A 21,567-nucleotide genomic window follows, 5' to 3' on the forward strand; every position below is an offset into this window, starting at 1 on the left:
AAGACGACCATGACGAACCATTCCACTCTGCTGGCCAGTGCGGTGCTGGCCGTGCTGTCCCTGTCCACGGCGCAGGCCGCGCAGCCGCTGCAGGCCGCCCGTGCAGGCGATCAGGTGCCTGCCGCATTGGTGGCCGCGCCGCTGCCGGCTGATGAAAGCGAACACGCACCGTTGTCGTTTGCCTGGGCGCTGGACCCGGCACAGCCGCTGCAGGCGGCCACGCCGTATGCCTCGGTCAGCCGCAGCTACTGGCAGCAGGTCGATGGCACGCAGCTGCAGCGCGGCCTGGACCTGCCGCTGACGGCGCCCGATGCGGTGATCCAGCTGAGCCCGGCCGCAGGTGCCCGCGCAGTGCCGGCCAACACCCTGCAGGTGCGCGATCCGGCTGGCCGCAGTAGCGTGGCGCGTAGCGTCGATGCGCGCGCGCTGCAGGATGCCGGCATGCCGGTGGGGGATGGCAGCAGCATGCTGCGCACCGGCGCGACCAGTGCGGCCGGTGCGTACACCCTGCAGAGCACGCAGGCGCAGGGCCGCTATGTGGTGCAGGTGCTGGAGCCGAACAGCCCGCTGCGGCTGGAAGTGCAGGCCAACCAGGCGCAGGTGCTGGCCGGTGGCAACGTGCAGCTGCAGGCACGCCTGCTGGAAGACGGCGCCACCACCGCGCAGCTGGCATCGCGTCGTGGCGGCCTGGGCGGTGAAGCCCTGCTGGTCGCGCCGGATGGCCGCAGCTGGCCGCAGCGCCTGCTGCGCACCACCGATGGCAGCCTGCGCGCGCAGGTACGGATCCCGGCCGATGTCGGCACTGTGCAGGGCCTATGGGAACTGCAGGTGTTCGCCCAGGCCGATGGCGTGCTGCGCGATGGCAAGGTGGCCTTCGCGGTGGCACGGCCGACCGCGCGCTTCAGCGGCCAGGCGGCACCGGACCCGGCCAGCCGCCAGGTGGCGCTGCCGCTGCAGGTAGCAGCGGCCGGACGCTATGAGGCGCGGGGCACGCTGTATGCCACGGCCCGCGATGGCCAGTTGAAGCCGGTCGCGCAGGCACATGCGGCCGCGTGGTTCGATGGCCCGGGCGCAGGCCAGCTGGTGCTGCCGTTCGACCAGGCTGCGTTGCCGGTCGGCTTCGGTGCGCCGTATGAGCTGCGCGACCTGCAGCTTCAGGACCAGAGCCGGATGGCGCCGATCGAGTCGCGTGCGCTGGCGCTGAAGTTCTGAGCGAGGGTGCAGTGGGCCGGGATATCCGGCCCGCTGCACTGCGCATGTCGATCACCCCGCATACGCGGTCAGCCGGCCTTCCTGCTCGATCACCGTGATCGCGCCGCCGAACACCGCCGACAGCGGTTCGTTGCGCAGCAGCTCGGCGCGGGTGCCGTCGGCCAGTACGCGGCCATCGCGCAGCAGCACCACCCGCTCGATCTCGGGAATGATCTCTTCAATGTGGTGGGTCACCAGCACCAGGGTGATGCCCTGCTGCGCCAGCACCCGCATGGTCGCCACCAGCTGCTCGCGGGCGACCAGGTCCAGCCCGGTGGAGGGTTCGTCCAGCAGCAGTGCCTGCGGCCGATTGACCAGCGCGCGCGCGATCAGCACGCGGCGCGTTTCGCCGGCCGACAGCTCGGCATAGGCGCGCTCGCGAAGGGACAGGGCGCCGGTCATCGCCAGTGTTTCGCCGACGCGCGTGCGCATGTCGGCGGTCACTTCGCGGAAGGCCGGCACCACGTAGCTGGCGAAGAAGCCGGACAGCACCGCCTGTTCCACGGTCAGCCCGGGCATGTCGGCCAGGTTGCTGCTGAGGTCGCCGGTGACGATGCCCAGCTGTGAGCGCAGCCGGTCCACCTGCCAGCGGTTCTGGCCCAGTACCTTCACCGCCACCGTGCCGTCGCCCTGGGCCAGCGGGTACAGCTCGCGGGTGATCAGCTTGATGAAGGTGGACTTGCCGCAGCCGTTGGGGCCTAGCAGGGCGGTGTGCTGGCCCTGCGCGATGCGCAGGCTGAGCCCGTGCAGCACCTTCACCTGGCCGCGCACCACGGTGGCGCGGTCCAGTTCGATCAACGGGGGGAGCTCCGCGACGGGCGGGGCGGCGGTCATGGCGCTGGCGCGTGGATCAAGGCTCGACAACTCAGGTCCCCAACTGTGAACGGTGCCACGGATGGCGATGGGATTCATCGCCGCAGGGATGCAGTTTGCAACGCAAGCGCCCATCATGTCTGCCATCCCCGCGTCGATCCGGAGAGCTGCCATGCCTGATGCGCTGATGTCCCTGTTGACCGGTGGTGTGCTCGGCCTGGGCTGGTGGGCCATGCTGGCGGTGTTGCTGGTCTTCACCCAGATCACCATCTTTTCGGTGACGCTGTACCTGCACCGCAGCCAGGCCCATCGCGGGGTCGATTTCCACCCGGCGCTGGCCCACGTGTTCCGCTTCTGGCTGTGGCTGACCACCTCGATGATCACCCGCGAGTGGGTGGCCATCCACCGCAAGCACCACGCCAAGGTGGAGACCGAGGACGACCCGCACAGCCCGGTTACCCGCGGCATCGGCAAGGTGTTCTGGCACGGCGTGGAGCTGTACCGGGAAGCGCGCGGCATGCGCGCGGACATCGAGCAGTACGGGCGCGGCACCCCGGACGATGCGATCGAGCGCCACCTGTATACCCCGCACGCGACGCTGGGGCCGGTGCTGCTGCTGGTGATCAACAGCGTGCTGTTCGGTCTGCCCGGCGTGGCCCTGTGGGCGATCCAGATGGCGTGGATCCCGTTCTGGGCTGCGGGCGTGGTCAATGGCCTGGGCCACTGGTGGGGCTACCGCAACTACGAGTCGGCCGATACCTCCACCAACCTCACGCCGTGGGGGGTCTGGATCGGTGGCGAGGAGCTGCACAACAACCATCATGCCTTCCCCAGTTCGGCGCGCTTCGCGATGCGGCGCTGGGAGTTCGACATCGGCTGGAGTGCGATCCGCCTGCTGCAGGCGCTGCGCCTGGCCAGGGTGCTGCGGGTGGCGCCGGCCATGGACGTGCGCCCGAACATCGCCGTGCCCGACGCCGAGACCCTGAAGGCGCTGCTGTCGCACCGCTTCCAGGCGATGACCGATTACCAGCGCAATGTGTTCATGCCGGCCCTGCGCGAGGAAGCCGTACAGGCTGGGGCCAAGCTGCGCCGCCTGCTGCCGCGCCGGCTGCGCCGCGGCCTGGTCAACGATGGCCGCTGGCTGAAGCCGGACAGTCGTGCCCAGCTCAGCGAATGGGTGGCGCAGCGCCCGCGCATCCGCACCCTGGTCGAGTACCGCGCGCGGCTGGCGGCGCTGCTGGAAGCCCGCGGCCACGATGCCGCCGAGCGCCTGCATCAGCTGCAGGCGTGGTGCCGCGAGGCCGAGGAAAGCGGTATCGCGGCGTTGCAGGCCTACGCCGCACGCTTGAAGGGCTACAGCCTGGTGGGCGCGTGAGGGCAGGGTACGGGCTTCTGCTGGCGGCGTTGCTGCCGGGCGCGGCGCTGGCCCAGGTCACCGATACCGCCAGCTATCTGCAGCGGATGGACAGCGATGGCGACGGCAGGGTCAGCGAGGCCGAGTACGTGCAGTGGATGCTGTATGCCTTCGACCGCATGGACCGCAATGGTGACGGTGTGCTGACGGCCGAGGAGCTGCCCGGTGGCAAGGGCAGGGTGATCAGCCGCGAGCAGCAGCGGCAGGTGATCGTGCAGCGCTTCCACAAGCAGGATGCCAACGGTGATGGCTTCCTGGATGCGCGCGAACTGGCAGCGCCTCCGCGCTAAAGATTCCCGGCGTGCTGCCGATGGTGGGTTCGACGCGATCCCGGGAACCGGTCGATCCGCACGGGTAAGGCGAGCTGGCATGTCGACCGCGATGGATCGCGGTAGGGGGAAGGACATGGAAGGGAGTGCTGTGCCATTGCGATGATCGATGCCGAACGGAATCGCCTGCACTGGCCCGACACGACCCAAGGATCCCCCATGAAATCGAACCCACCGCTGCTGGCGGCCGCGCTGCTCGGCAGCCTCGTCATCGCCTCGCCTGTGCTGGCCAATGAGCCGCCCCCAACCACCCCGTCCGACACGGCGACGGCTGCAGACGTTCCCGCAGCTGATGCCGGTGCTGTCGCCGTCGTGGAAGACACGGCGGCGGCCACCGTGGCGGAGGTGCCTGCCTGGCAAGGCTGGGTGCCGTTGAGCGTCAAGCTGCAGATGGGCGCAGATGGCCAGCCGGTCGGCGACAAGACGCTGCGCCTGGTGCAGCGTTCCACCACCGGCAAGCTGGTGGCCGCGCAGGTTGCCGTGTCTTTGTTTTCCGGCACGCTCGGTGGCAGCTCGTTCAAGAAGGATCAGCTGAAGGGAACCCGGATCGAGACTGTTCCGAACCCGGCCTTCGGTTACCTGCAGGACCAGGTGCGCCTGCGCCTGGCCGAATACTTCACCGCGCATCCGGGCGCTGTGCCGGCAGAGGTACGGCCGGTGCAGATCACCGCCGATGGCTTCACCCTGATCTACAAGGAACTGGGCGATGCCGATACCCAGTACGAGCTGCGCCAGACCCAGCACGTCGGCTTCCCGTATACCCGCAAGCTGCTGCGCCTGGTCGGTGGCGAAGGCGTGCAGTGCCAGGTGGACGAGCCGGTGGCCGCACCCCTGGAAGCCTGGCAGGCCGACGACTACGCCTTGGTCAAGCAGACGGCCGAGCGCTACAGCGACCAGTGCCTGGCCCGGTTCGTGGAAACGCTGCCGTTGCTGTTCCCGGACCGTTCCGCCGCTGCCGCACCTGTCCCGGCGGAGCCTGCGCGCGCCGGGCAGGACGCCTGACACCCGTCGAAGCCGGGGATCATTCCCCGGCTTCGACGGCCAGGTGCCGGCGGCAGAGCAGCGATAGAATCCCTACATGCCTGAACTGCCCGAAGTCGAAACCACCCGCCGCGGCCTGGCGCCGCACCTGCAGGGCCGCCGCGTGCACGGGGTGATCCTGCGCCGCGCCGACCTGCGCTGGCCGATCCCACCGGAAGTGGCCGAGCTGCTGCCGGGGCAGCGCATCGAGGACATCCGGCGGCGCGCCAAGTACCTGCTGCTGGACACCGCCATCGGCAGCGCGGTGCTGCACCTGGGCATGTCCGGCAGCCTGCGCGTGCTGCCCGGCGATACCCCGCTGCGTGCGCACGACCACGTCGACATCAGCCTGGACAACGGCCGCCTGCTGCGCTTCAACGACCCGCGCCGCTTCGGCAGCCTGCTGTGGCAGCCCGCCGGTGAGATCCACCCGCTGCTGCAGGGGCTGGGCCCGGAACCGCTGGACGACGCGTTCGACGGCGACTACCTGTTCGCCCGCAGCCGTGGCCGCAGCGCGCCGGTGAAGACCTTCCTGATGGACCAGGCGGTGGTGGTGGGCGTGGGCAACATCTACGCCGCCGAGAGCCTGTTCAAGGCTGGCATCAGTCCGTTGCGCGAGGCGGGAAAGATCTCGCGCGAACGCTACCAGCGGCTGGCCGACGCGGTGAAGGAGATCCTGGGCTACGCCATCACCCGCGGTGGCACCACCCTGCGCGATTTCATCAGCCCCGATGGCGCGCCGGGCTACTTCGAACAGGAACTGCTGGTGTACGGCCGTGACGGGCTGCCCTGCCCGAACTGCGGCCGTGCGCTGAAGCACGCCACCATCGGCCAGCGTGCCAGCGTCTGGTGCAGCCACTGCCAGCGCTGAGCCGGGCCGCCAGCGGCAGCTGAACGGGCAGGGCGCGTCTCCGCTGCCCGTTAACGTTTGTCTGCCTATGATGGCCGACCTTCCTCCCTGTGCCTGACGCGCCTGCATGCAACGACGCGACTTCATCCGCAATGCCTCCCTCGCCCTGGCTGCATTCGGCCTGCCGTCCCTGCCCGCGTGCGCGGCCAGCAAGAGCGGCCAGATGGGCCTGCGCCGCCTCGGCCAGCCGCAGCCGTTCGACTTCGCCACCCTGAAGGGCCAGGCGCGCGCGCTGGCGCAGGCGCCCTACAAGAGCCACAAGCGGGTGCTGCCGGGCCGCCTGGAGGGACTGGACTGGGACCAGTACCAGTCGATCGGCTACCGCCAGGACCATGCGCTGTGGGCTGACCAGCCGGGCAAGTTCCAGGCCAAGTTCTTCCACCTGGGCCTGTACTTCCATTCGCCGGTGCGCATGTTCGACGTGGTCGACGGCAAGGCGCAGGAGCTGGCCTATGACGGCGCGGCGTTCAACTACGGCAAGAGCGGCATCAAGGATGGCGAGCTGCCGGCTGACCTCGGCTTCGCCGGTTTCCGCCTGAACACCCGCAAGGATACCGACCGCGACTTCGCCGCCTTCCTCGGCGCCAGCTACTTCCGCGCGGTCGGCAAGGAAGGCCAGTACGGCCAGTCCGCGCGTGGCCTGGCGATCGACACCGGCATGGGCAAGCCGGAGGAGTTCCCGGACTTCATCGCCTACTACCTGGAACAGCCGTCGGCCGATTCGGAGACGATCGTGGTCTACGGCCTGCTGGATTCGCCCAGCGTGGCTGGCGCCTACCGCTTCGCGATCACCAATGGCGACGTGCTGTTGATGGACATCGACAGTGCGCTGTACCCGCGCAAGGCGATCGAGCGGTTGGGCATCGCCCCGTGCACCAGCATGTACCAGGTGGGCGAGAACGACCGCCGCATGGCATGGGACTGGCGCCCGGAGATCCACGATACCGATGGCCTGTCGCTGTGGACCGGTGCCGGTGAATGGATCTGGCGGCCGCTGCTGAACCCGCGCAACCTGCGCTTCAACATGTTCGTGGACCGCAACCCGCGCGGCTTCGGCCTGCTGCAGCGCGACCGCAACTTCGACCATTACCAGGACGACGGCGTGTTCTACGAGAAGCGCCCGTGCCTGTGGGTGGAGCCGAAGGGCGAATGGGGCGAGGGCTCGGTGCAGCTGGTGGAGATTCCCACCGTGGACGAGACCTTCGACAACATCGTGGCGTTCTGGAACCCGAAGGAAAAGCCGCAGCCGGGCCAGGAGCTGCTGGTCGGCTACCGCCTGTACTGGGGCGCCGAACCGCCGGCGCGGCCGCCGCTGGCGCACTGCGTGGCCAGCCGTACCGGCCTGGGCGGTGTGGTTGGCAAGAAGCGCGAGTACTTCAGCTGGCGCTTCGCGGTGGACTTCGAAGGGGGCGAGCTGGCCAGCCTGATCGACAAGGGCGAGGTCGAGGCGGTGGTGGAAGCCAGCCGTGGCCGGGTCGAGATCGTGTCGGCGCGCCCGCTGCGCGAGATCAACGGCTATCGCGCGATGTTCGACCTGGTGCCGCCGGAAGGCAGTACCGAGCAGATCGACATCCGCCTGTTCCTGCGCAGTGGTGGCAAGACGCTTACGGAGACCTGGCTGTACCAGTACACCCCGCCGCCGGCGGGCGCGCCGGAGCGCACGCTGTACTAAGTGGGTTTATCGGCAGGGCTGCGCCCTGCACCCGCAGAGGCTCCAAGCAACGGCAACAGCCGAAGCAAAAGCCGGCATTCCGTGGGTAGGCGGGGTGGGTCCGGTGGTGGGAGACGCCGTAAACCCGTCCATGGGGGCTTGGCCGCGGCATCCATGCCGCGGACACTCCCGCCACCGGACCCACCCCGCCTTCGACAGATCTCCGCGATCTGTGGGAATTGCTCTGGGGGTCAGATCCGTTTCCCGAAGGAAAACGGATCTGACCCCCGGAATTTCATTCGATATCTGACAGATGTGTCGACCAAGGTCGACACCTACCAACAGCCGTGGGGATCTGACAGAGGTGGGGCGGTGTGGGCTTGCAGGACCGTTGGCGCCATGGATGGTGCCATCGAGCCCCCAGGGATGGGTTTACGGCGTGTCCTGCAAGCCCACACCGCCCCGCCATCCCACGGGATACCAGCTTTCGCTGTTGCTGTTGCGTTGAGCAGGTGCAGGGCTGCAAGCCCTGCAAAAGAACACCCCTTACAGCGGCAGGGGTGCCTGCGCCGGATCGATCCGTCCTTCGCCGCGGGTGATCTTCTTGAACTCGGCACGGCTGACCGACACGTAGCGCTCGTTGCCACCGATCTCCACCTGCGGGCCGTCCTGCACGGCGTGGCCATGCTCGTCCACGCGCACGGTCATCGTCGCCTTCTTGCCGCTGTGGCAGATGGTCTTGATCTCCTGCATCTCGTCGGCCCAGGCCAGCAGGTACTGGCTGCCCTCGAACAGCTCGCCGCGGAAGTCAGTACGCAGGCCGTAGCACAGCACCGGAATGCGCAGCTGGTCGACCACTTCGCTGAGCTGCCAGACCTGGGCACGGGTCAGGAACTGCGCCTCGTCCACCAGCACGCAGCCCATCGGACCGTTGGCTGCCAGATCCTGCTCGACCCAGTGCTGCAGGTCGGTATCGCGGTCGAAGGCCATGCCATCGGCGCGCAGGCCGATCCGCGAAGCGACAACGCCGGCGCCGGCACGGTCGTCCAGGCGCGGGGTCAGGATCGCCACCCGCATGCCGCGTTCGCGGTAGTTGTGTGCGCTCTGCAGCAGGGTGGTGGTCTTGCCGGCGTTCATCGCCGAATAGTAGAAGTAGAGCTTGGCCATCGGCCAATTCTAGTCGCCGACCGGCCCGCCGTCGCGGATCTGCCGGGGAGCGCCGATCTCGATGCTGGGCCGCAGCCGGGTGTTCTGCCAGATCTGCTCCTGCAGGCACCAGTAGGCCGCCGGTTCCCAGAAGGCATCGCGGTAGTAGTCATCGCCGGTGACCGGCCGGTTGGCCTCCGGCCCCTCGCCCAGCGCCATGCGCAGGCCCGGGTTGACGAAGCCGGTGCGGCTGCCGGTCATCGCATGGCGGGCGTTCCGCAGCACGGTTTCCATGCGCGGCTTGGCCACGGCATCGCCGTACTGCGCGTACAGCGCCGGGCCTTCGGCAAGTACCCGCTGCCGCTGCGCCGTATCCAGCCGTTGCCAGTAACGCTCGCGTTCAACCAGCAGGTCGCGGTAACCGCGCTCGGCGGCCAGGTCCATCCAGATGTAGGCCAATACCGGATCGGCGTCGATGCCGATGCCTTCCTGGTACATGCGCGCAACCAGCGACTGCGAGAACTTGTCGGCGTACAGGCTGGCGCGCTGGAAGCGCAGCCGCGCCTGTGCAGGCTTGCCACGTCGCCACGACAGCTGGCCCAGGTCGCGCCAGTACAGGTCGGGATGGGCCTGCAGGAAACCCTCGGTCAGCAATGCCGACGGAATCGACGCGGCCGGGTCGGGCGCGCAGGTGCTGGCGGCCGCGTACCCCGGTGCCAGCAGCACCAGCACGAAGGCACCGATGGCCCGGCAGGCGCGGCTCATCGCCCGGATCTGGCCAGTTCTTCGTCCTGCCATTGCCGGTAGGCCACCGGATCCCAGTAGCGGGCCAGCTGGTGCTTCTCCGGTTGCAGCACGCGCGGCCCGGCATCGCCGCGGCCCTGGCTGCGCATGGCACCGCTCCAGCCGGCGCGGCTGCCGGTCTGCTGCATGCTGCCGGCGCGCAGTTCGCGTTCCAGCCGCGGCGTGGCGGCGGGGTCGCCGAACTCGGCGTACAGCGTGCGGCCCTCGCGCACCGCGCGCTCGCGTTCATCCGCTGACAGCGCCTCCCAGAAGCGTTCGCGCTGTGCCACCAGCCATTCGGTGCCACGCTCGGCAGCCAGATCCATCCACGCATAGCCCAGGGCGCGGTCGGCCGGGCCGCCTTGCCCGTTCCACAGCATGTCGGCCAGCGCCGCCTGGGACAGCTTGTCGCCATAGCGCGCGGCATTGCGGAAGTTGTTGCGGGCTTCTTCGTCGCGGCCCCGTTCGCGGGCCTCCATGCCCAGCTGGCGGAAGCGCAGGTCCGGGTGGTAGACGAGGAACTCGTGCGACTGCAGCACGATCGTTTCATAGGCATCCGTGCGCGGCGGCGGGCCGGACCCGGCCGCTGGCATGGCCAGCAGGCCCAGCAGGACGGCCGCAAGCGGACGGGCGATGACAGTCGAGGACATGGACCACGCTCCTGTGTTCCGGTGCCGATTCAATACCTTACGGCCGGGCGCCATGCAAGTCAGGTGGGCCTGCCGGCACCCCGCTACAATCCTGTCCCCATGCACGGTCTCAATCCTCCCCAAGCTGCCGCGGTCCTGCACATCGAAGGCCCGTTGCTGGTGCTCGCCGGCGCCGGCAGCGGCAAGACGCGCGTGATCGTGGAGAAAATCGCCCACCTGATCGGCTGTGGCCGCTACCCGGCCCGCCGCATCGCCGCGATCACCTTCACCAACAAGTCGGCCAAGGAAATGCGCGAGCGCGTGGCCAAGCGCCTGCGTGAGCAGGACGCCGACGAGGTGACCATCTGCACCTTCCATGCGCTGGGCCTGAAGTTCCTGCAGATCGAACATGCCGCCGTGGGCCTGAAGCGCGGTTTCTCGATCTTCGATGCCGACGATGCCGCCGCGCAGATCAAGGACCTGATGTACGGCGCCAAGCCCGATGACATCGAGGACATGAAGAACCTGGTGTCGCGCGCGAAGAACGCCGGCCTGTCGCCCGAGCAGGCGATGGCCGCTGCGCGCAGCAACCGCGAGAAGGAAGCGGCCAGCGTCTACGAGCGCTACCAGCTGCGGTTGACCGCGTTCAATGCGGTCGACTTCGACGACCTGATCCGTCTGCCGGTGCAGATCCTGGAAGAGAACCCGGAGATCGCCCTGGCCTGGCGCGAGCGCATCGGATACCTGCTGGTGGACGAATGCCAGGACACCAACGACGCGCAGTACCGCCTGCTCAAGCAGCTGGCCGGTGAGAAGGGCAATTTCACCTGCGTCGGCGACGATGACCAGTCGATCTACGCCTGGCGCGGCGCCAACCCGGAAAACCTGCAGCAGATGGGGTGTGATTACCCCGCGCTGGAGATCATCAAGCTGGAGCAGAACTACCGCTGCTCCAACCGCGTGCTGCGCGCGGCCAATGCGCTGATCGCCAACAACCCGCACGAGCACCTGAAGAAGCTGTGGAGCGACCAGGCTGACGGCGAGCGCATCCGCGTGTGGGAATGCCGCAACAGCGAGCATGAAGCGGAGAAGGTCGCTGCGGAGATTGCCTTCGTGGCGCAGTCGCGCAACGTGCCGTGGAGCGATTTCTGCATCCTGTTCCGCGGCAACTTCCAGTCGCGCCCGCTGGAAAAGGCGATGCAGCTGCTGCGCATTCCCTACCACCTGACCGGCGGCACGATGTTCCTGGAGCGCCAGGAAGTGAAGGACACGCTGGCCTGGCTGCGGTTGCTGGTGAACCCGGACGACGACACCGCGTTCATGCGTGCGGTGCAGTCGCCCAAGCGTGATGTTGGTGCCGGCACGCTGGCCAAGCTGGCCGAACTGGCGCAGGAAAAGGACATGCCGATGGCGCAGGCCGCCGAGGCGATCGGCGCCCTGCAGCAGCTGCCACCGCGCGCGGCCAACAGCCTGGCGCGCTTCACCGACATCCTGCGCGACCTGCGTGCGCAGACCCGGCAGGTCACCTCCGGCGACATGATCCGCAAGGTCGCCAAGGAATCAGGGTTGTTGAGTGAGCTGCGCCAGCAGGCCAAGGAAGAGGCCAGCTACCAGCGCCGTGCCAACAACATCGAGGAACTGGCTCAGTGGTTCGAGGGTGGCCCGCGTGGTGCCACTGCCGCCGACCTGGCCGGCCAGCTGGCGCTGCTGTCGCGCAGCGACAAGGACGAGGGCGGCAACCAGGTACGCATGATGACCATGCACGCCTCCAAGGGCCTGGAGTTCTCGTACGTGTTCATCGTCGGCTGCGAGGATGGCGTGCTGCCGCACCAGGTCAGCCTGGACGAAGGCAACCTGCAGGAAGAGCGCCGCCTGCTGTACGTGGGCATCACCCGCGCCAAGATCCAGTTGTGGATGAGCTACAGCAAGCTGACCCGCAAGTTCGGCGAGCACGTGCGGTTGAAGCCGAGCCGGTTCTTCGAGGAGATTCCGGCCGAGGAGATCCAGCGCGATGGTGCGGATCCGGTGGCCGATGCGGCGCGGAAGAAGGAGCGGGCGACGGCGGGGTTGGCGGCGATCGAAGCGTTGTTCGATTGACCCGGGGTCGGATCCTTTCCCACAGGGAAGGGCTCTGACCCCAGGGCCAGCCTGATCGGGGTCAGAGCCCCTCGCTTCGCGAAGGGATCCGACCCCAGCTCACGGCTCTACAATCGTTTTTTCTGTTGGAGGTCTGGGCGTGCATCCGATTGAAAGCGAACGTCTGCGGCTGCGCCGGATCGATCCGGAGCGTGATGCCGCGCAGATGCTGGCGTTGTTGAACGATCCGGGCTTCGTGCGCTTCATCGGCGATCGTGGCGTGCGTACGCAGCAGGAGGCGCGCGATTACGCGGCGGCAAGGGTGCTGCCGGCCTATGCGCTGCATGGCTATGGCATGTATGCCATCGAGCGGCTGGCCGATGGTGCCTGGCTGGGCAATGCCGGGCTGGTGCGGCGTGACGGCCTGCCGGGGCCGGATATCGGCTATGCGGTGCTTTCGGAATTTGCCGGGCAGGGCTATGCCGGTGAGGCGGCGCGGGCGGTGTTTGCGCATGCACGTGGAGCACTGGGCCTGAACGATCTGTATGGCATCACCGACCTGGACAACGTGGTGTCCGGGAAGATCCTGCTGGGGCTGGGCATGCAGGAACGCGGGGTGATCCAGCTGCCGGGCGTGGACAGCCCGAGCCGGCTGTATGCCACGCCGGGCGCGGCCGAGGTTTGATCGTGGCGGGTGCCGACCGTTGGTCGGCACTGCATCGGCAGGACATCCGGTAGTGCCGGCCGCTGGCCGGCATCTCGGTGAACCTGGGTTGCCGGCCAGCGGCCGGCACTACCGCATATGGACGTTCAACCGCGCAGTTCGGCCAGCTGCGCCTGCAGATCGGCCACGGCCGCTTCCAGCTGGGCCACGCGCTCGGCCAGGCCCGGGTCGGCCGCATCGCTGCTGCCGCCGCCGCTGCTGGCGTACTTCGCCGCCAGCGCCGCACCGTCCACTTCACCGCACAGCAGGTGCATGTAGCGGTCTTCGCGCTGGCCGCTGGCGCGTGGCAGCACCACCAGCAGCGCGCGCTGCTGCAGGCGCTCGATGGCGTGGCGGGCTTCGTCGGTGTCGGCGAAGCGGTACAGGCGTTCGCTGCGCGTCACCAGCTCGCCCAGCGTCTGCGACCCACGCAGCAGCAGCATCGCCAACAGCACGGTCTGCTGCCGGGTCAGGTCCAGCGCGGCCTGCAGGCGGTGCTCGTAGCGGTCGGCACGCGAGGAGAAGTGCTGGCGGGCCAGGCCCAGCGTCTCCAGCTGGCGCAGGGCGTGCTGCACGCTGCCGGCATCGACGTTCATCACCGGCTCGCGGGCGGTCTTCTGGTTGGCGGCCGACTGCGCCGCGTTGACCGTCAGCGGGTAGGTATCCGGGGTGGTCGCCTCCTTCTCCACCAGGCAGCCCAGCAGGCGGGCCTGCACGGCGTCGAGCAGGGGGACGTCGGGGGTCTGGGCGGAATCGGTCATGGCGGCCTCCGGAAGGGCAACGGGTCAACCGCCAAGCATAGCCGTCCCAGGGCCGGCTTTGCCGGTAAAATGCGCCGGTATATCTGATTGCCGGTGAACCCATGCGTCGTCCCGTTTCCCTGTCCCTGACCCTGCTCGCCACGGCGGCGCTGGGCCTGTCCGCCTGCAAGCGCGTGGATGCGCCTGCCGCCGAAGCCGCTGCCCCGCAGGCCCCGGCCGCCGCCGCCAAGGCCGATGGCGCGCTCGATGCCACCGCCAACGACAACCTCAACGCGGTGCTGTGGATGCAGCGCGCGCAGGAGTACAAGGCGATCACCGAGCAGACCTACCGTGCCGCCGCCGACCGTCTCGACGCGGCGCTGAAGGAAGCCCACTGGGACGCACTGGTGCCGGAAGAACGCGGCAACGAGGCCAAGGGCCTGAAGCCGGCGGTGGTGCTGGACGTGGACGAGACCGTGCTGGACAACTCGCCCTACCAGGCGCGCCTGGTGCGCGATGGCAAGGAATACGACGAGCTGACCTGGGACCAGTGGGTAGCCGAAAAGAAGGCCAAGGCGATCCCGGGCGTGGTCGACTTCGCCAAGGCCGCCAATGCCAAGGGCGTGACCCTGCTGTACATCTCCAACCGCGCCGTGCACCTGAAGGACGCGACCCTGGCCAACCTGCGCGAGCAGGGCCTGCCGGTGGCCGACGACAGTGTGTTCCTCGGCCTGGGCACGGTGGTGCCGGGGTGCGAGCAGAACGGCAGCGAGAAGAACTGCCGCCGCCGCCTGGCCGGGCAGAAGTACCGCGTGCTGATGCAGTTCGGTGACCAGCTGGGCGACTTCGTGGAAGTGACCGCCAACACCAACGACGGCCGCGACGCGCTGCTGCAGCAGTACCACGACTGGTTCGGCGAGCGCTGGTGGATGCTGCCGAACCCGACCTACGGCGGCTTCGAGCCGGCGCAGTTCAACAACGACTACAGCCAGTCGCGCCAGGCCCGCCACGACGCCAAGCGCGCTGCGCTGGACTACGCACCGTGAGCCGCGCACCGCTGCCGCTGCGCGATGACGAGCGCCTGATCTTCGCGCTGGACGTACCCGACCGCGTGCAGGCGCTGGAGTGGGTCGATCGCCTCGGCGACAGCGTGGCGTTCTACAAGATCGGCATGGAACTGCTCGCCTCCGGCGAGTACTTCCAGGTGCTCGATGCGCTGGCCCGCCGCGACAAGCGCGTGTTCGTCGACCTGAAGTTCTTCGACATCCCGGCCACCGCTGCGGCGGTGATCAAGCGCCTGTCGCAGTGGCCAGTCAGCTACGCCACCATCCACGGCTGGCACCCGGCCATGATGGAGGCCTGCACAGCCGCCAACAGCAGCGACATGCGCCTGCTGGCAGTGACCGTGCTGACCTCGATGGGCCGCCCCGACCTGGCGCAGATGGGCATCGACCGCGAGCCGGTGGACGTGGTGGTCGAGCGCGCGCTGGCCGCCCAGGCCGCTGGCATCGACGGCGTGATCGCCTCGGGCCAGGAAGCCGCCCCGATCCGTGCCGCCACCGGCGCTGGGTTCTCGATCGTCTGCCCGGGCATCCGACCCGGTGGCCCGGTCGGCGATGACCAGAAGCGCACCGTTGGCGTGGCGCAGGCCTTCGCCGATGGCGCCGATGCCATCGTGGTTGGCCGACCGATCCGCCTGGCGGCTGATCCGCAGGCCGCAGCGCGGGCAATCCAGCAGGAAATCGCGTCGGCTCTGGCTGCCCGCTGAGCCCACCGCCGACGTCGGTCACGCCGGCACGTCGAACGCCATCCCTATCCATGCGGGATGGCGTTCGCATTTGTGGGTCTGCAGCTGTCGCAGGCGGCGCAAGGCTCCGGAACTGTGCGCGCGTTCGCGCTGTTGGTCTCATCACTGCTCCCCAATCGATGCACCGGCACGGACCGCGGCCGCGCCGGTTCCAACCATCGATAGAGGAGTACAGGGATATGTATCGCAGCACCTCTTTGTTCATCGGCCTGCTGTTGGCCGCGTCTGCCGTACCCGCCATCGCTGCGCCGCAGGCACGCGAAGCACCACGCATCATCGGCGGTGAAGCGGCTCCGGCCGGCGAATACCCGTTCATGGTCAGCATCCAGGGCATCTTCGACGGCGATTCGGATCATGACCGCCACTTCTGCGGGGGCACCCTCATCTCGCCCTCGTGGGTGCTGACCGCCGCGCACTGCATGCAGGGGGAAAGGCCTGGCGGCATCGCCGTCGTCGGCAACGCCGCTGCCCTGTCCACCGACGCCTCGCCCCGCGCCTCCAACGTCAAGGCGATCCACGTCCATCCGGCATTCAACAGCGGTAACTCGCTGGAGCACGACGTGGCCCTGATCCAGCTCAGCACCCCCCTGGACGGTGCACAGCCGGTGGCACTGCGGCTGCGGCCCGACGCCAGTTATCTCAAGCCGGGCCGCGAATTCACCGTGATCGGCTGGGGGGACACCGACATCGGCGATGGCCGGGTCTACCCGACCCAGCTGCAGACCGTGCAGGTGCCGTTCGTGGCATTCAATGAATGCCAGCAGGCCTACGGTGGGGAACTGTCGCGTGGCAAGGTCATCTGCGCCGGCCGCGAGGGCATCGACAGCTGTCAGGGCGATTCCGGCGGGCCGCTGCTGCTGCGCCTGCGCGATGGCTGGACCCAGTTCGGCATCGTCAGCTGGGGCGAGGGCTGCGCGCTGGCCGGCTATCCGGGGATTTATGCCCGAATCGCCGAAAAACACGCCGTAGATTTCATTGAATCTGTCTGGCAGCGTGATTGATTCAATAAAATCAAATACATACATGGCATTACGTGAAGTGTTGCCTTAACTTGAAGGGCAGCGTAGGATCGCCGCCATCCGGTCCTCGGACCGGACATGTGCCACAACACTGTCCTCCGGCCTCGTGCCGGTTTGAAGAGCCTGTGATCCCCGTGATCCGGGCTCTTTTTTTATGCCGGCGGCGGCTCTGGGGTCAGATCCCTTCTGCCCGCGGCAGAAGGGATCTGACCGCCTTGGCCGAAAACCGTGACGTCCCGGCTTGCCGCTGTCACGTCGCAGGCCGCAAGATGCGGGCCGGTCCGGGGAGTCCGATTGCATGAGCGTGGCGGTGCGAGGAAGGTCTGCGCGTGGATGGGGGCTGGCGGCCATGCTGCTGCTGGCCGTGGCGGCGTGCCGCGAGTCTGCCAACGATCCGGCCAGGCCGGCGGCCGAGCCGGTGGCTGCGGTGCAGGCGATGGCGTTGCGCCTGGCCGAAGATGATCTGGTCGGCTACGCGAAGCTGTCGGTACCGCCGGGCCAGTACCAGCGCCTGCAGCAGGCCTGGGCGGAGGGCCACAGCCAGTGGCCGCTGACCGAGCTGCCGCTGGGGGACCAGCTGCTGCCGATGCTGGCCGCGCTGCGCAAGCCCGATGCCAGCGCCGAACTGCAGCGCAGCTTCGACCGCCAGCTGGCCGGCCAGGCCAGCGCCGTGCGCCAGGCCGCGCAGTCGATGGGCAACTTCGGCGTGCAGTACCTGCGCCATCAGAAGGGCTACACGCCCGGCCAGCAGGCCCACTACATCGCCCTGGTCGAAACCCTTGCCGTTTGGGCCCAGGGCGCGCCGATCAGTGACCGCGCCCGCGCACGCAGCACCATTGCCGCGCTGGTCGGCGCCGCCAACAAGGTCGGCTTCGATGACGAAGCCGGCCTGCAGGCGGCCGGCATGGAAGGCAGCCTGCAGCAGCTGGCGCCGTTCATCCACAGCCTCAAGGCGGTGCTTGGCAGCTACGGGCTGGGCGTGGATGACGCGCTGCGCAGCGTCCGGGGCGAGCTGCTCTCGGTGGAGGGCGACAATGCGCTGGTACGCCTGCACTACGACCTGGCCGGGCGCGAGATGACCCTGCAGCTGCCACTGAGCCGGCGCGAGGGCCACTGGTACCTGACCCGTACCCTGGCCGACACCGACGCGCTGCTGCGCAAGGCCGACGCGGCCCGCGCGGCTGCGTCGCCGGCACCGGCTGAAGCCCCCGCGGAGGGTGGGGAAGCGGCAACGCCGCCGCCTAAGCCATAATGGCGCCGATGTCGAAACAGAACCCGCTGCCGTTCCCCGGCGAAGAATCCCAGTCGACGCCCGCCGATACGGTGCCGGCGTCCCCCTCGACCGGTACCGGCCCGAACCCGGTACCGCCGCCCGCGCACGCGCGTCCGGCCGGCCGCCGCCCGCTGTGGGCGCGGTTGCTGGGCCGCCTGGTCGAGCCGTGGCTGTCGCTGAAGATCGAGCCGGAAGACCCGGGCCAGTACAACGATGGCCGCCCGGTCATGTACGTGCTGGAAGACTACGGCCTGTCCAACGCGCTGATCCTGGACAAGGCCTGCCGCCAGGCCGGCCTGCCGTCGCCGCTGGTGCCGCTGGCCGGTGACCCGACCGGCCGCAAGCGCGCCTACCTGGCGCTGTCGCGGCGCAGCTCCAGCAACTCGCTGATTCCCGAGCAGCGCGGCGCAAAGACCCACTCCGACTCGCTGGCCAAGGTCCTGCAGGCACACCGCGTGCGCGATGACCTGGACGTGCACCTGGTGCCGGTGTCGATCTTCGTTGGCCGCGCCCCGGACAAGCAGAGCGGTTGGTTCGCGGTGCTGTTCTCGGAAAACTGGGCACTGGTCGGCCGCTTCCGTCGCCTGCTGGCGGTGTTGCTCAACGGCCGCAGCACCATCGTCCGCTTCGCCCCGCCGATCTCGCTGCGCAACACCGTGGATGAAGGCCTGGAGCCGGAGCGCACGGTGCGCAAGCTGCAGCGCGTGCTGCGTACGCACTTCCGACGCATCCGTGAATCGGTGATCGGCCCCGACCTGTCGACCCGGCGCCTGCTGGTGGACCAGGTGCTGGCCGCCGAGCCGGTACGCGAAGCGATCGCCGCACAGGCCAAGCGCGACAACTCGAAGCCGGCCGATGCCTGGAAGAAGGCGCATGCCTATGCCTGGGAAATCGCCGCGGACTATTCCAGCCCGGTGGTGCGCTCGGCCAGCTTCATGCTCAGCCACGTGTGGAACCGCATCTATGCGGGCGTGCTGGTGCACCACCTGGACAAGTTCAAGGCCGCCGCGCCGGGCCACGAAGTGGTCTACGTGCCCAGCCACCGCAGCCACATGGACTACCTGCTGCTGTCGTACCTGCTGTACGACCGTGGCATCGTGCCGCCGCACATCGTGGCCGGCATCAACCTCAACCTGCCCGTGGTCGGCACCCTGCTGCGCAAGGGCGGTGCGTTCTTCATCCGCCGCTCGATCCGTGGCAACGCGCTGTACTCGGCGGTGCTCAGCGAATACGTCGCGCAGCTGGTGGCCGGTGGCTACTCGCTGGAGTACTTCGTCGAAGGCGGCCGCTCGCGTACCGGGCGCCTGCTGCAGCCCAAGGGCGGCATGATCTCGATGACGTTGCGCGCGTTCCTGCGCCAGCCGCGCAAGCCGGTGCTGTTCCAGCCCATCTACATCGGCTACGAGAAGCTGATGGAAGGCGGCAGCTACCTGGACGAACTGTCCGGCCGGCCGAAGGAAAAGGAATCGATCTGGTCGCTGCTGTGGGGCATCCCCAAGGTGCTCAAGCAGAACTACGGCCAGGTGGTGGTGAACTTCGGCGAGCCGATCGCGCTGAACGACGTGCTGGCCGAGAAGGCGCCGGAGTGGAAGGGCGAGGCGGTGTCCGAGGACGAGAAACCGGCCTGGCTGTCGACCACGGTGGACACGCTGGCCGAACGCATCCAGGTGCGCATCAATGGCGCCGCCGACGTCAACCCGATCAACCTGCTGGCGCTGGCCCTGCTGTCCACGCCGAAGCACGCGATGGGCGAGGCCGACCTGATCGCGCAGATCGAGCTGTGCAAGACCCTGCTGGTCGAGATGCCGTACTCGGACCGGGTGACGGTGACCCCGCACTCGCCGGAGCGGATCATCGCCCACGCCGAGGAAATCAACGTCCTCACCCGCATCAAGCACCCGCTGGGCGATGTGCTCAGCGTCAGCGGCGACACCGCGGTGCTGCTGAGCTACTTCCGCAACAACGTGGTGCACCTGTTCACCGCCTCGTCGTGGGTGGCCTGCTGCTTCCAGAACAACCGCCGCATGAGCCGCACCGGCCTGGTCCAGCTGGGCCGTACGGTGTACCCGTTCCTGCAGGCCGAGCTGTTCCTGCCGTGGAGCGAGGACGAGTTCGCCCAGCGCATCGACCGGACCATCGATGTGTTCGTGCGCGAGGGCCTGCTGCAGAACGTCAACGATGACGACGGCGGCATCCTGGCGCGCAATACCGGGCAGACCGACGAGGTGTTCCGCCTGCGTGCGATCGGCCATTCGCTGCAGCAGGCGTTCGAGCGCTATTACATCGCCATCTCGGTGCTGGTGAAGAACGGCCCCGGCGTGCTCGGCGCCGCCGAGCTGGAAAGCCTGTGCCAGCAGGCGGCGCAGCGGCTGAGCCTGCTCTATGCACCGGCGGCACCGGAGTTCTTCGACAAGGCCCTGTTCCGCGGTTTCATCCAGAAGCTGCGCGAACTGCGCCTGGTGTGGCCGGACGAGAACAGCAAGCTGCTGTTCGACGAGCGCCTGGATGCCTGGGCCAAGGACGCCAAGTTCATCCTCGGCCGCGAGCTGCGCCACACCATCGAACGGGTCAGCCCGGAAGCGGCCCGCCCGGACGAGCCTGCGCCGCAGGATTGAAGGCAGCGCCGGGCGATGCGGTGGGTGTGGACCTTGGTCCACACCTTCCAGCCGTGCCAACCAAGGTTGGCACCCACCAGAGCAGTGGGCCAACCAAGGTTGGCATCTACCGGGGCGAAGCAGTAGATCCACGCCATGCGTGGATGGGCCACCGCTCAGGCCGGTTCGTCGGGAATCTGCAGGCTTTCCAGCCTGGCGATGCAGTCCTTCAGCTGCAGCTTGCGCCGCTTCAGGCGCTTGGACTCCAGCTCGTCCTCGCCGTTGGCGGCCATGCGGGTGATCTGTTCATCCAGCAGGCGGTGCTCGGCGCGCAGGGCGGCGAGGTGCTCGACGATCTCGGCGGGGCTGTAGGTGTCCACAGCCTCCGAGCATACACAGCGATGATGACCGCCGGGAGAGGGGAACCCCGACCCCCGGCCGGGGCGGCTCCGAGCCGTTAGAATGGAACCCATGAGTGCCGTCATTTCCCTTCCCGATCCCCAGCCGCGCGCCGCCCGTGATCCGCGCGTGGCCGAGCGCGAGCAGCACAAGCTTGCCAAGCGCCTGCGCCGCCAGGTCGGCGAGGCGATTGCCGACTTTGGCATGATCGAGGCCGGCGACAAGGTCATGGTCTGCCTGTCCGGCGGCAAGGACAGCTACACCCTGCTGGACGTGCTGCTGCAGCTGCAGAAGAAGGCGCCGGTGCCGTTCGAGCTGGTGGCGGTGAACCTGGACCAGAAGCAGCCGGACTTCCCCGAGCACGTGCTGCCGGAGTACCTGGCCGGGCTGGGCGTGCCGTACCACATCATCGAGCAGGACACCTATTCGGTGGTCAGCCGGGTCATCCCGGAAGGCAAGACCATGTGTTCGCTGTGCTCGCGGCTGCGTCGTGGCGCGCTGTACAACTACGCCGAGACCCACGGTTTCACCAAGATCGCGCTGGGCCACCACCGCGACGACATGGTGGCCACGTTCTTCATGAACCTGTTCCACCACGCCAGGCTGTCGGGCATGCCGCCGAAGCTGCGCAGCGATGACGGCAGGCACGTGGTGATCCGGCCGCTGGCCTACGTGCGCGAAAGCGACATCGTCGAGTACGCGCAGGCCCGCCAGTTCCCGATCATTCCCTGCAACCTGTGCGGCAGCCAGGAGAACCTGCAGCGCCGCCAGGTCGGCCTGATGCTGAAGCAGTGGGAAAAGGACCACCCGGGCCGCATCGAGCAGATCGCGCGCGCCATGGGTGAAGTCCGGCCCTCGCAGCTGGCCGACACCACCCTGTTCGACTTCATGGCGCTGGGCCGTCGCGACGACGCGCCGCTGCCCGACGCCCATGCCTGGCTGGCCGGCTCCCCGGCCGACGCCGACGCAGATCCCGAGACGCCCACCGTTTAAGGTCGGTCGCCCTTCCT

Annotated in this window: 20 protein-coding genes; 14 read left to right on the top strand and 6 right to left on the bottom strand. The window is 68.4% G+C overall.

What is annotated here, in order from left to right:
• The first annotated feature begins 9 nt into the window (after positions 1-9).
• The gene (locus ACZK1G_RS00185; RefSeq protein ID WP_049445734.1) at positions 10-1,212 is read left to right on the top strand and encodes a DUF4785 domain-containing protein; all 1,203 of its coding nucleotides are present in this window, start codon (positions 10-12) and stop codon (positions 1,210-1,212) included.
• 51 nt (positions 1,213-1,263) lie between these two features.
• On the opposite strand, the gene ACZK1G_RS00190 is transcribed toward ACZK1G_RS00185, so the two are convergent.
• Positions 1,264-2,085, bottom strand: a complete 822-nt coding sequence (locus ACZK1G_RS00190) for an ABC transporter ATP-binding protein (RefSeq protein WP_049445731.1) — start codon at positions 2,083-2,085, stop codon at positions 1,264-1,266.
• 151 nt (positions 2,086-2,236) lie between these two features.
• Here ACZK1G_RS00190 and ACZK1G_RS00195 point away from each other — a divergent pair, with 151 nt between their 5' ends.
• The 5 genes from ACZK1G_RS00195 to ACZK1G_RS00215 all read left to right on the top strand — a co-directional run bounded on the left by ACZK1G_RS00195 (position 2,237) and on the right by ACZK1G_RS00215 (position 7,409).
• A complete protein-coding gene (locus ACZK1G_RS00195; protein ID WP_101764639.1) occupies positions 2,237-3,439 on the top strand; it encodes a DesA family fatty acid desaturase in 1,203 nt (400 codons plus the stop codon).
• Positions 3,436-3,768 (top strand): EF-hand domain-containing protein, encoded by a 333-nt coding sequence (locus tag ACZK1G_RS00200; RefSeq protein WP_014035450.1) that lies wholly within the window; start codon positions 3,436-3,438, stop codon positions 3,766-3,768. Before ACZK1G_RS00195 ends, ACZK1G_RS00200 begins: the two co-directional genes overlap by 4 nt.
• 198 nt (positions 3,769-3,966) lie before the next feature.
• Positions 3,967-4,809 carry a hypothetical protein gene (locus ACZK1G_RS00205; RefSeq protein WP_101764640.1) on the top strand — a complete coding sequence of 281 codons (843 nt, stop codon included), beginning with the start codon at positions 3,967-3,969 and terminating at the stop codon, positions 4,807-4,809.
• A gap of 76 nt (positions 4,810-4,885) precedes the next feature.
• On the top strand, positions 4,886-5,698 hold the full coding sequence (gene mutM, locus ACZK1G_RS00210; RefSeq protein ID WP_005421105.1) for a bifunctional DNA-formamidopyrimidine glycosylase/DNA-(apurinic or apyrimidinic site) lyase: 813 nt from the start codon (positions 4,886-4,888) through the stop codon (positions 5,696-5,698).
• 106 nt (positions 5,699-5,804) lie between these two features.
• Positions 5,805-7,409 (top strand): OpgD/OpgG family glucan biosynthesis protein, encoded by a 1,605-nt coding sequence (locus ACZK1G_RS00215; protein WP_049445726.1) that lies wholly within the window; start codon positions 5,805-5,807, stop codon positions 7,407-7,409.
• A 525-nt stretch (positions 7,410-7,934) separates the two neighbouring features.
• Here the strand turns inward: ACZK1G_RS00215 and ACZK1G_RS00220 are convergent.
• The 3 genes from ACZK1G_RS00220 to ACZK1G_RS00230 are packed head-to-tail and all read right to left on the bottom strand — an operon-like array spanning position 7,935 to position 9,967.
• A complete protein-coding gene (locus ACZK1G_RS00220; RefSeq protein WP_049445723.1) occupies positions 7,935-8,555 on the bottom strand; it encodes a thymidine kinase in 621 nt (206 codons plus the stop codon).
• 9 nt (positions 8,556-8,564) lie between these two features.
• Positions 8,565-9,299: an SEL1-like repeat protein gene (locus ACZK1G_RS00225; protein ID WP_236251693.1), complete on the bottom strand. Its 735-nt coding sequence runs from the start codon at positions 9,297-9,299 to the stop codon at positions 8,565-8,567.
• Positions 9,296-9,967: an SEL1-like repeat protein gene (locus ACZK1G_RS00230; protein WP_101764641.1), complete on the bottom strand. Its 672-nt coding sequence runs from the start codon at positions 9,965-9,967 to the stop codon at positions 9,296-9,298. Before ACZK1G_RS00230 ends, ACZK1G_RS00225 begins: the two co-directional genes overlap by 4 nt.
• A 99-nt stretch (positions 9,968-10,066) precedes the next feature.
• Here ACZK1G_RS00230 and ACZK1G_RS00235 point away from each other — a divergent pair, with 99 nt between their 5' ends.
• Together ACZK1G_RS00235 and ACZK1G_RS00240 are read left to right on the top strand one after the other, a co-directional pair.
• Positions 10,067-12,043, top strand: a complete 1,977-nt coding sequence (locus ACZK1G_RS00235) for a UvrD-helicase domain-containing protein (RefSeq protein ID WP_478447911.1) — start codon at positions 10,067-10,069, stop codon at positions 12,041-12,043.
• Positions 12,044-12,182: 139 nt separating this feature from the next.
• The gene (locus tag ACZK1G_RS00240) at positions 12,183-12,707 is read left to right on the top strand and encodes a GNAT family N-acetyltransferase (protein ID WP_101764643.1); all 525 of its coding nucleotides are present in this window, start codon (positions 12,183-12,185) and stop codon (positions 12,705-12,707) included.
• Between the two features lie 125 nt (positions 12,708-12,832).
• On the opposite strand, the gene ACZK1G_RS00245 is transcribed toward ACZK1G_RS00240, so the two are convergent.
• Positions 12,833-13,486 (bottom strand): YceH family protein, encoded by a 654-nt coding sequence (locus tag ACZK1G_RS00245; protein WP_101764644.1) that lies wholly within the window; start codon positions 13,484-13,486, stop codon positions 12,833-12,835.
• A 101-nt stretch (positions 13,487-13,587) separates the two neighbouring features.
• Between ACZK1G_RS00245 and ACZK1G_RS00250 the strand changes: the two genes are divergently transcribed.
• From ACZK1G_RS00250 to plsB, 5 genes are all read left to right on the top strand, one after another.
• A complete protein-coding gene (locus ACZK1G_RS00250) occupies positions 13,588-14,511 on the top strand; it encodes a 5'-nucleotidase, lipoprotein e(P4) family (RefSeq protein ID WP_101764645.1) in 924 nt (307 codons plus the stop codon).
• Entirely contained in the window at positions 14,508-15,233 is a 726-nt protein-coding gene (gene pyrF / locus ACZK1G_RS00255) for an orotidine-5'-phosphate decarboxylase (protein WP_101764646.1), read from the top strand. The genes ACZK1G_RS00250 and pyrF overlap by 4 nt, the downstream gene beginning before the upstream one ends.
• Positions 15,234-15,451: 218 nt before the next feature.
• The gene (locus ACZK1G_RS00260) at positions 15,452-16,273 is read left to right on the top strand and encodes a S1 family peptidase (protein ID WP_101764647.1); all 822 of its coding nucleotides are present in this window, start codon (positions 15,452-15,454) and stop codon (positions 16,271-16,273) included.
• Positions 16,274-16,589: 316 nt separating this feature from the next.
• Positions 16,590-17,543, top strand: coding sequence for a hypothetical protein (locus tag ACZK1G_RS00265; RefSeq protein ID WP_101764648.1), 954 nt, complete (start codon positions 16,590-16,592; stop codon positions 17,541-17,543).
• A complete protein-coding gene (gene plsB / locus ACZK1G_RS00270) occupies positions 17,543-20,179 on the top strand; it encodes a glycerol-3-phosphate 1-O-acyltransferase PlsB (protein WP_101764649.1) in 2,637 nt (878 codons plus the stop codon). Before ACZK1G_RS00265 ends, plsB begins: the two co-directional genes overlap by 1 nt.
• A gap of 155 nt (positions 20,180-20,334) precedes the next feature.
• Here plsB and ACZK1G_RS00275 read toward each other — a convergent pair whose 3' ends face one another.
• Positions 20,335-20,538, bottom strand: coding sequence for a YdcH family protein (locus ACZK1G_RS00275; protein ID WP_004153435.1), 204 nt, complete (start codon positions 20,536-20,538; stop codon positions 20,335-20,337).
• A 91-nt stretch (positions 20,539-20,629) separates the two neighbouring features.
• On the opposite strand from ACZK1G_RS00275, the gene ttcA reads away from it, so the two are divergent.
• On the top strand, positions 20,630-21,550 hold the full coding sequence (gene ttcA, locus ACZK1G_RS00280) for a tRNA 2-thiocytidine(32) synthetase TtcA (protein WP_182474436.1): 921 nt from the start codon (positions 20,630-20,632) through the stop codon (positions 21,548-21,550).
• The last annotated feature ends 17 nt before the right edge of the window (positions 21,551-21,567 follow it).

It is taken from the genome of Stenotrophomonas sp. 109824_Sma (assembly GCF_056480025.1).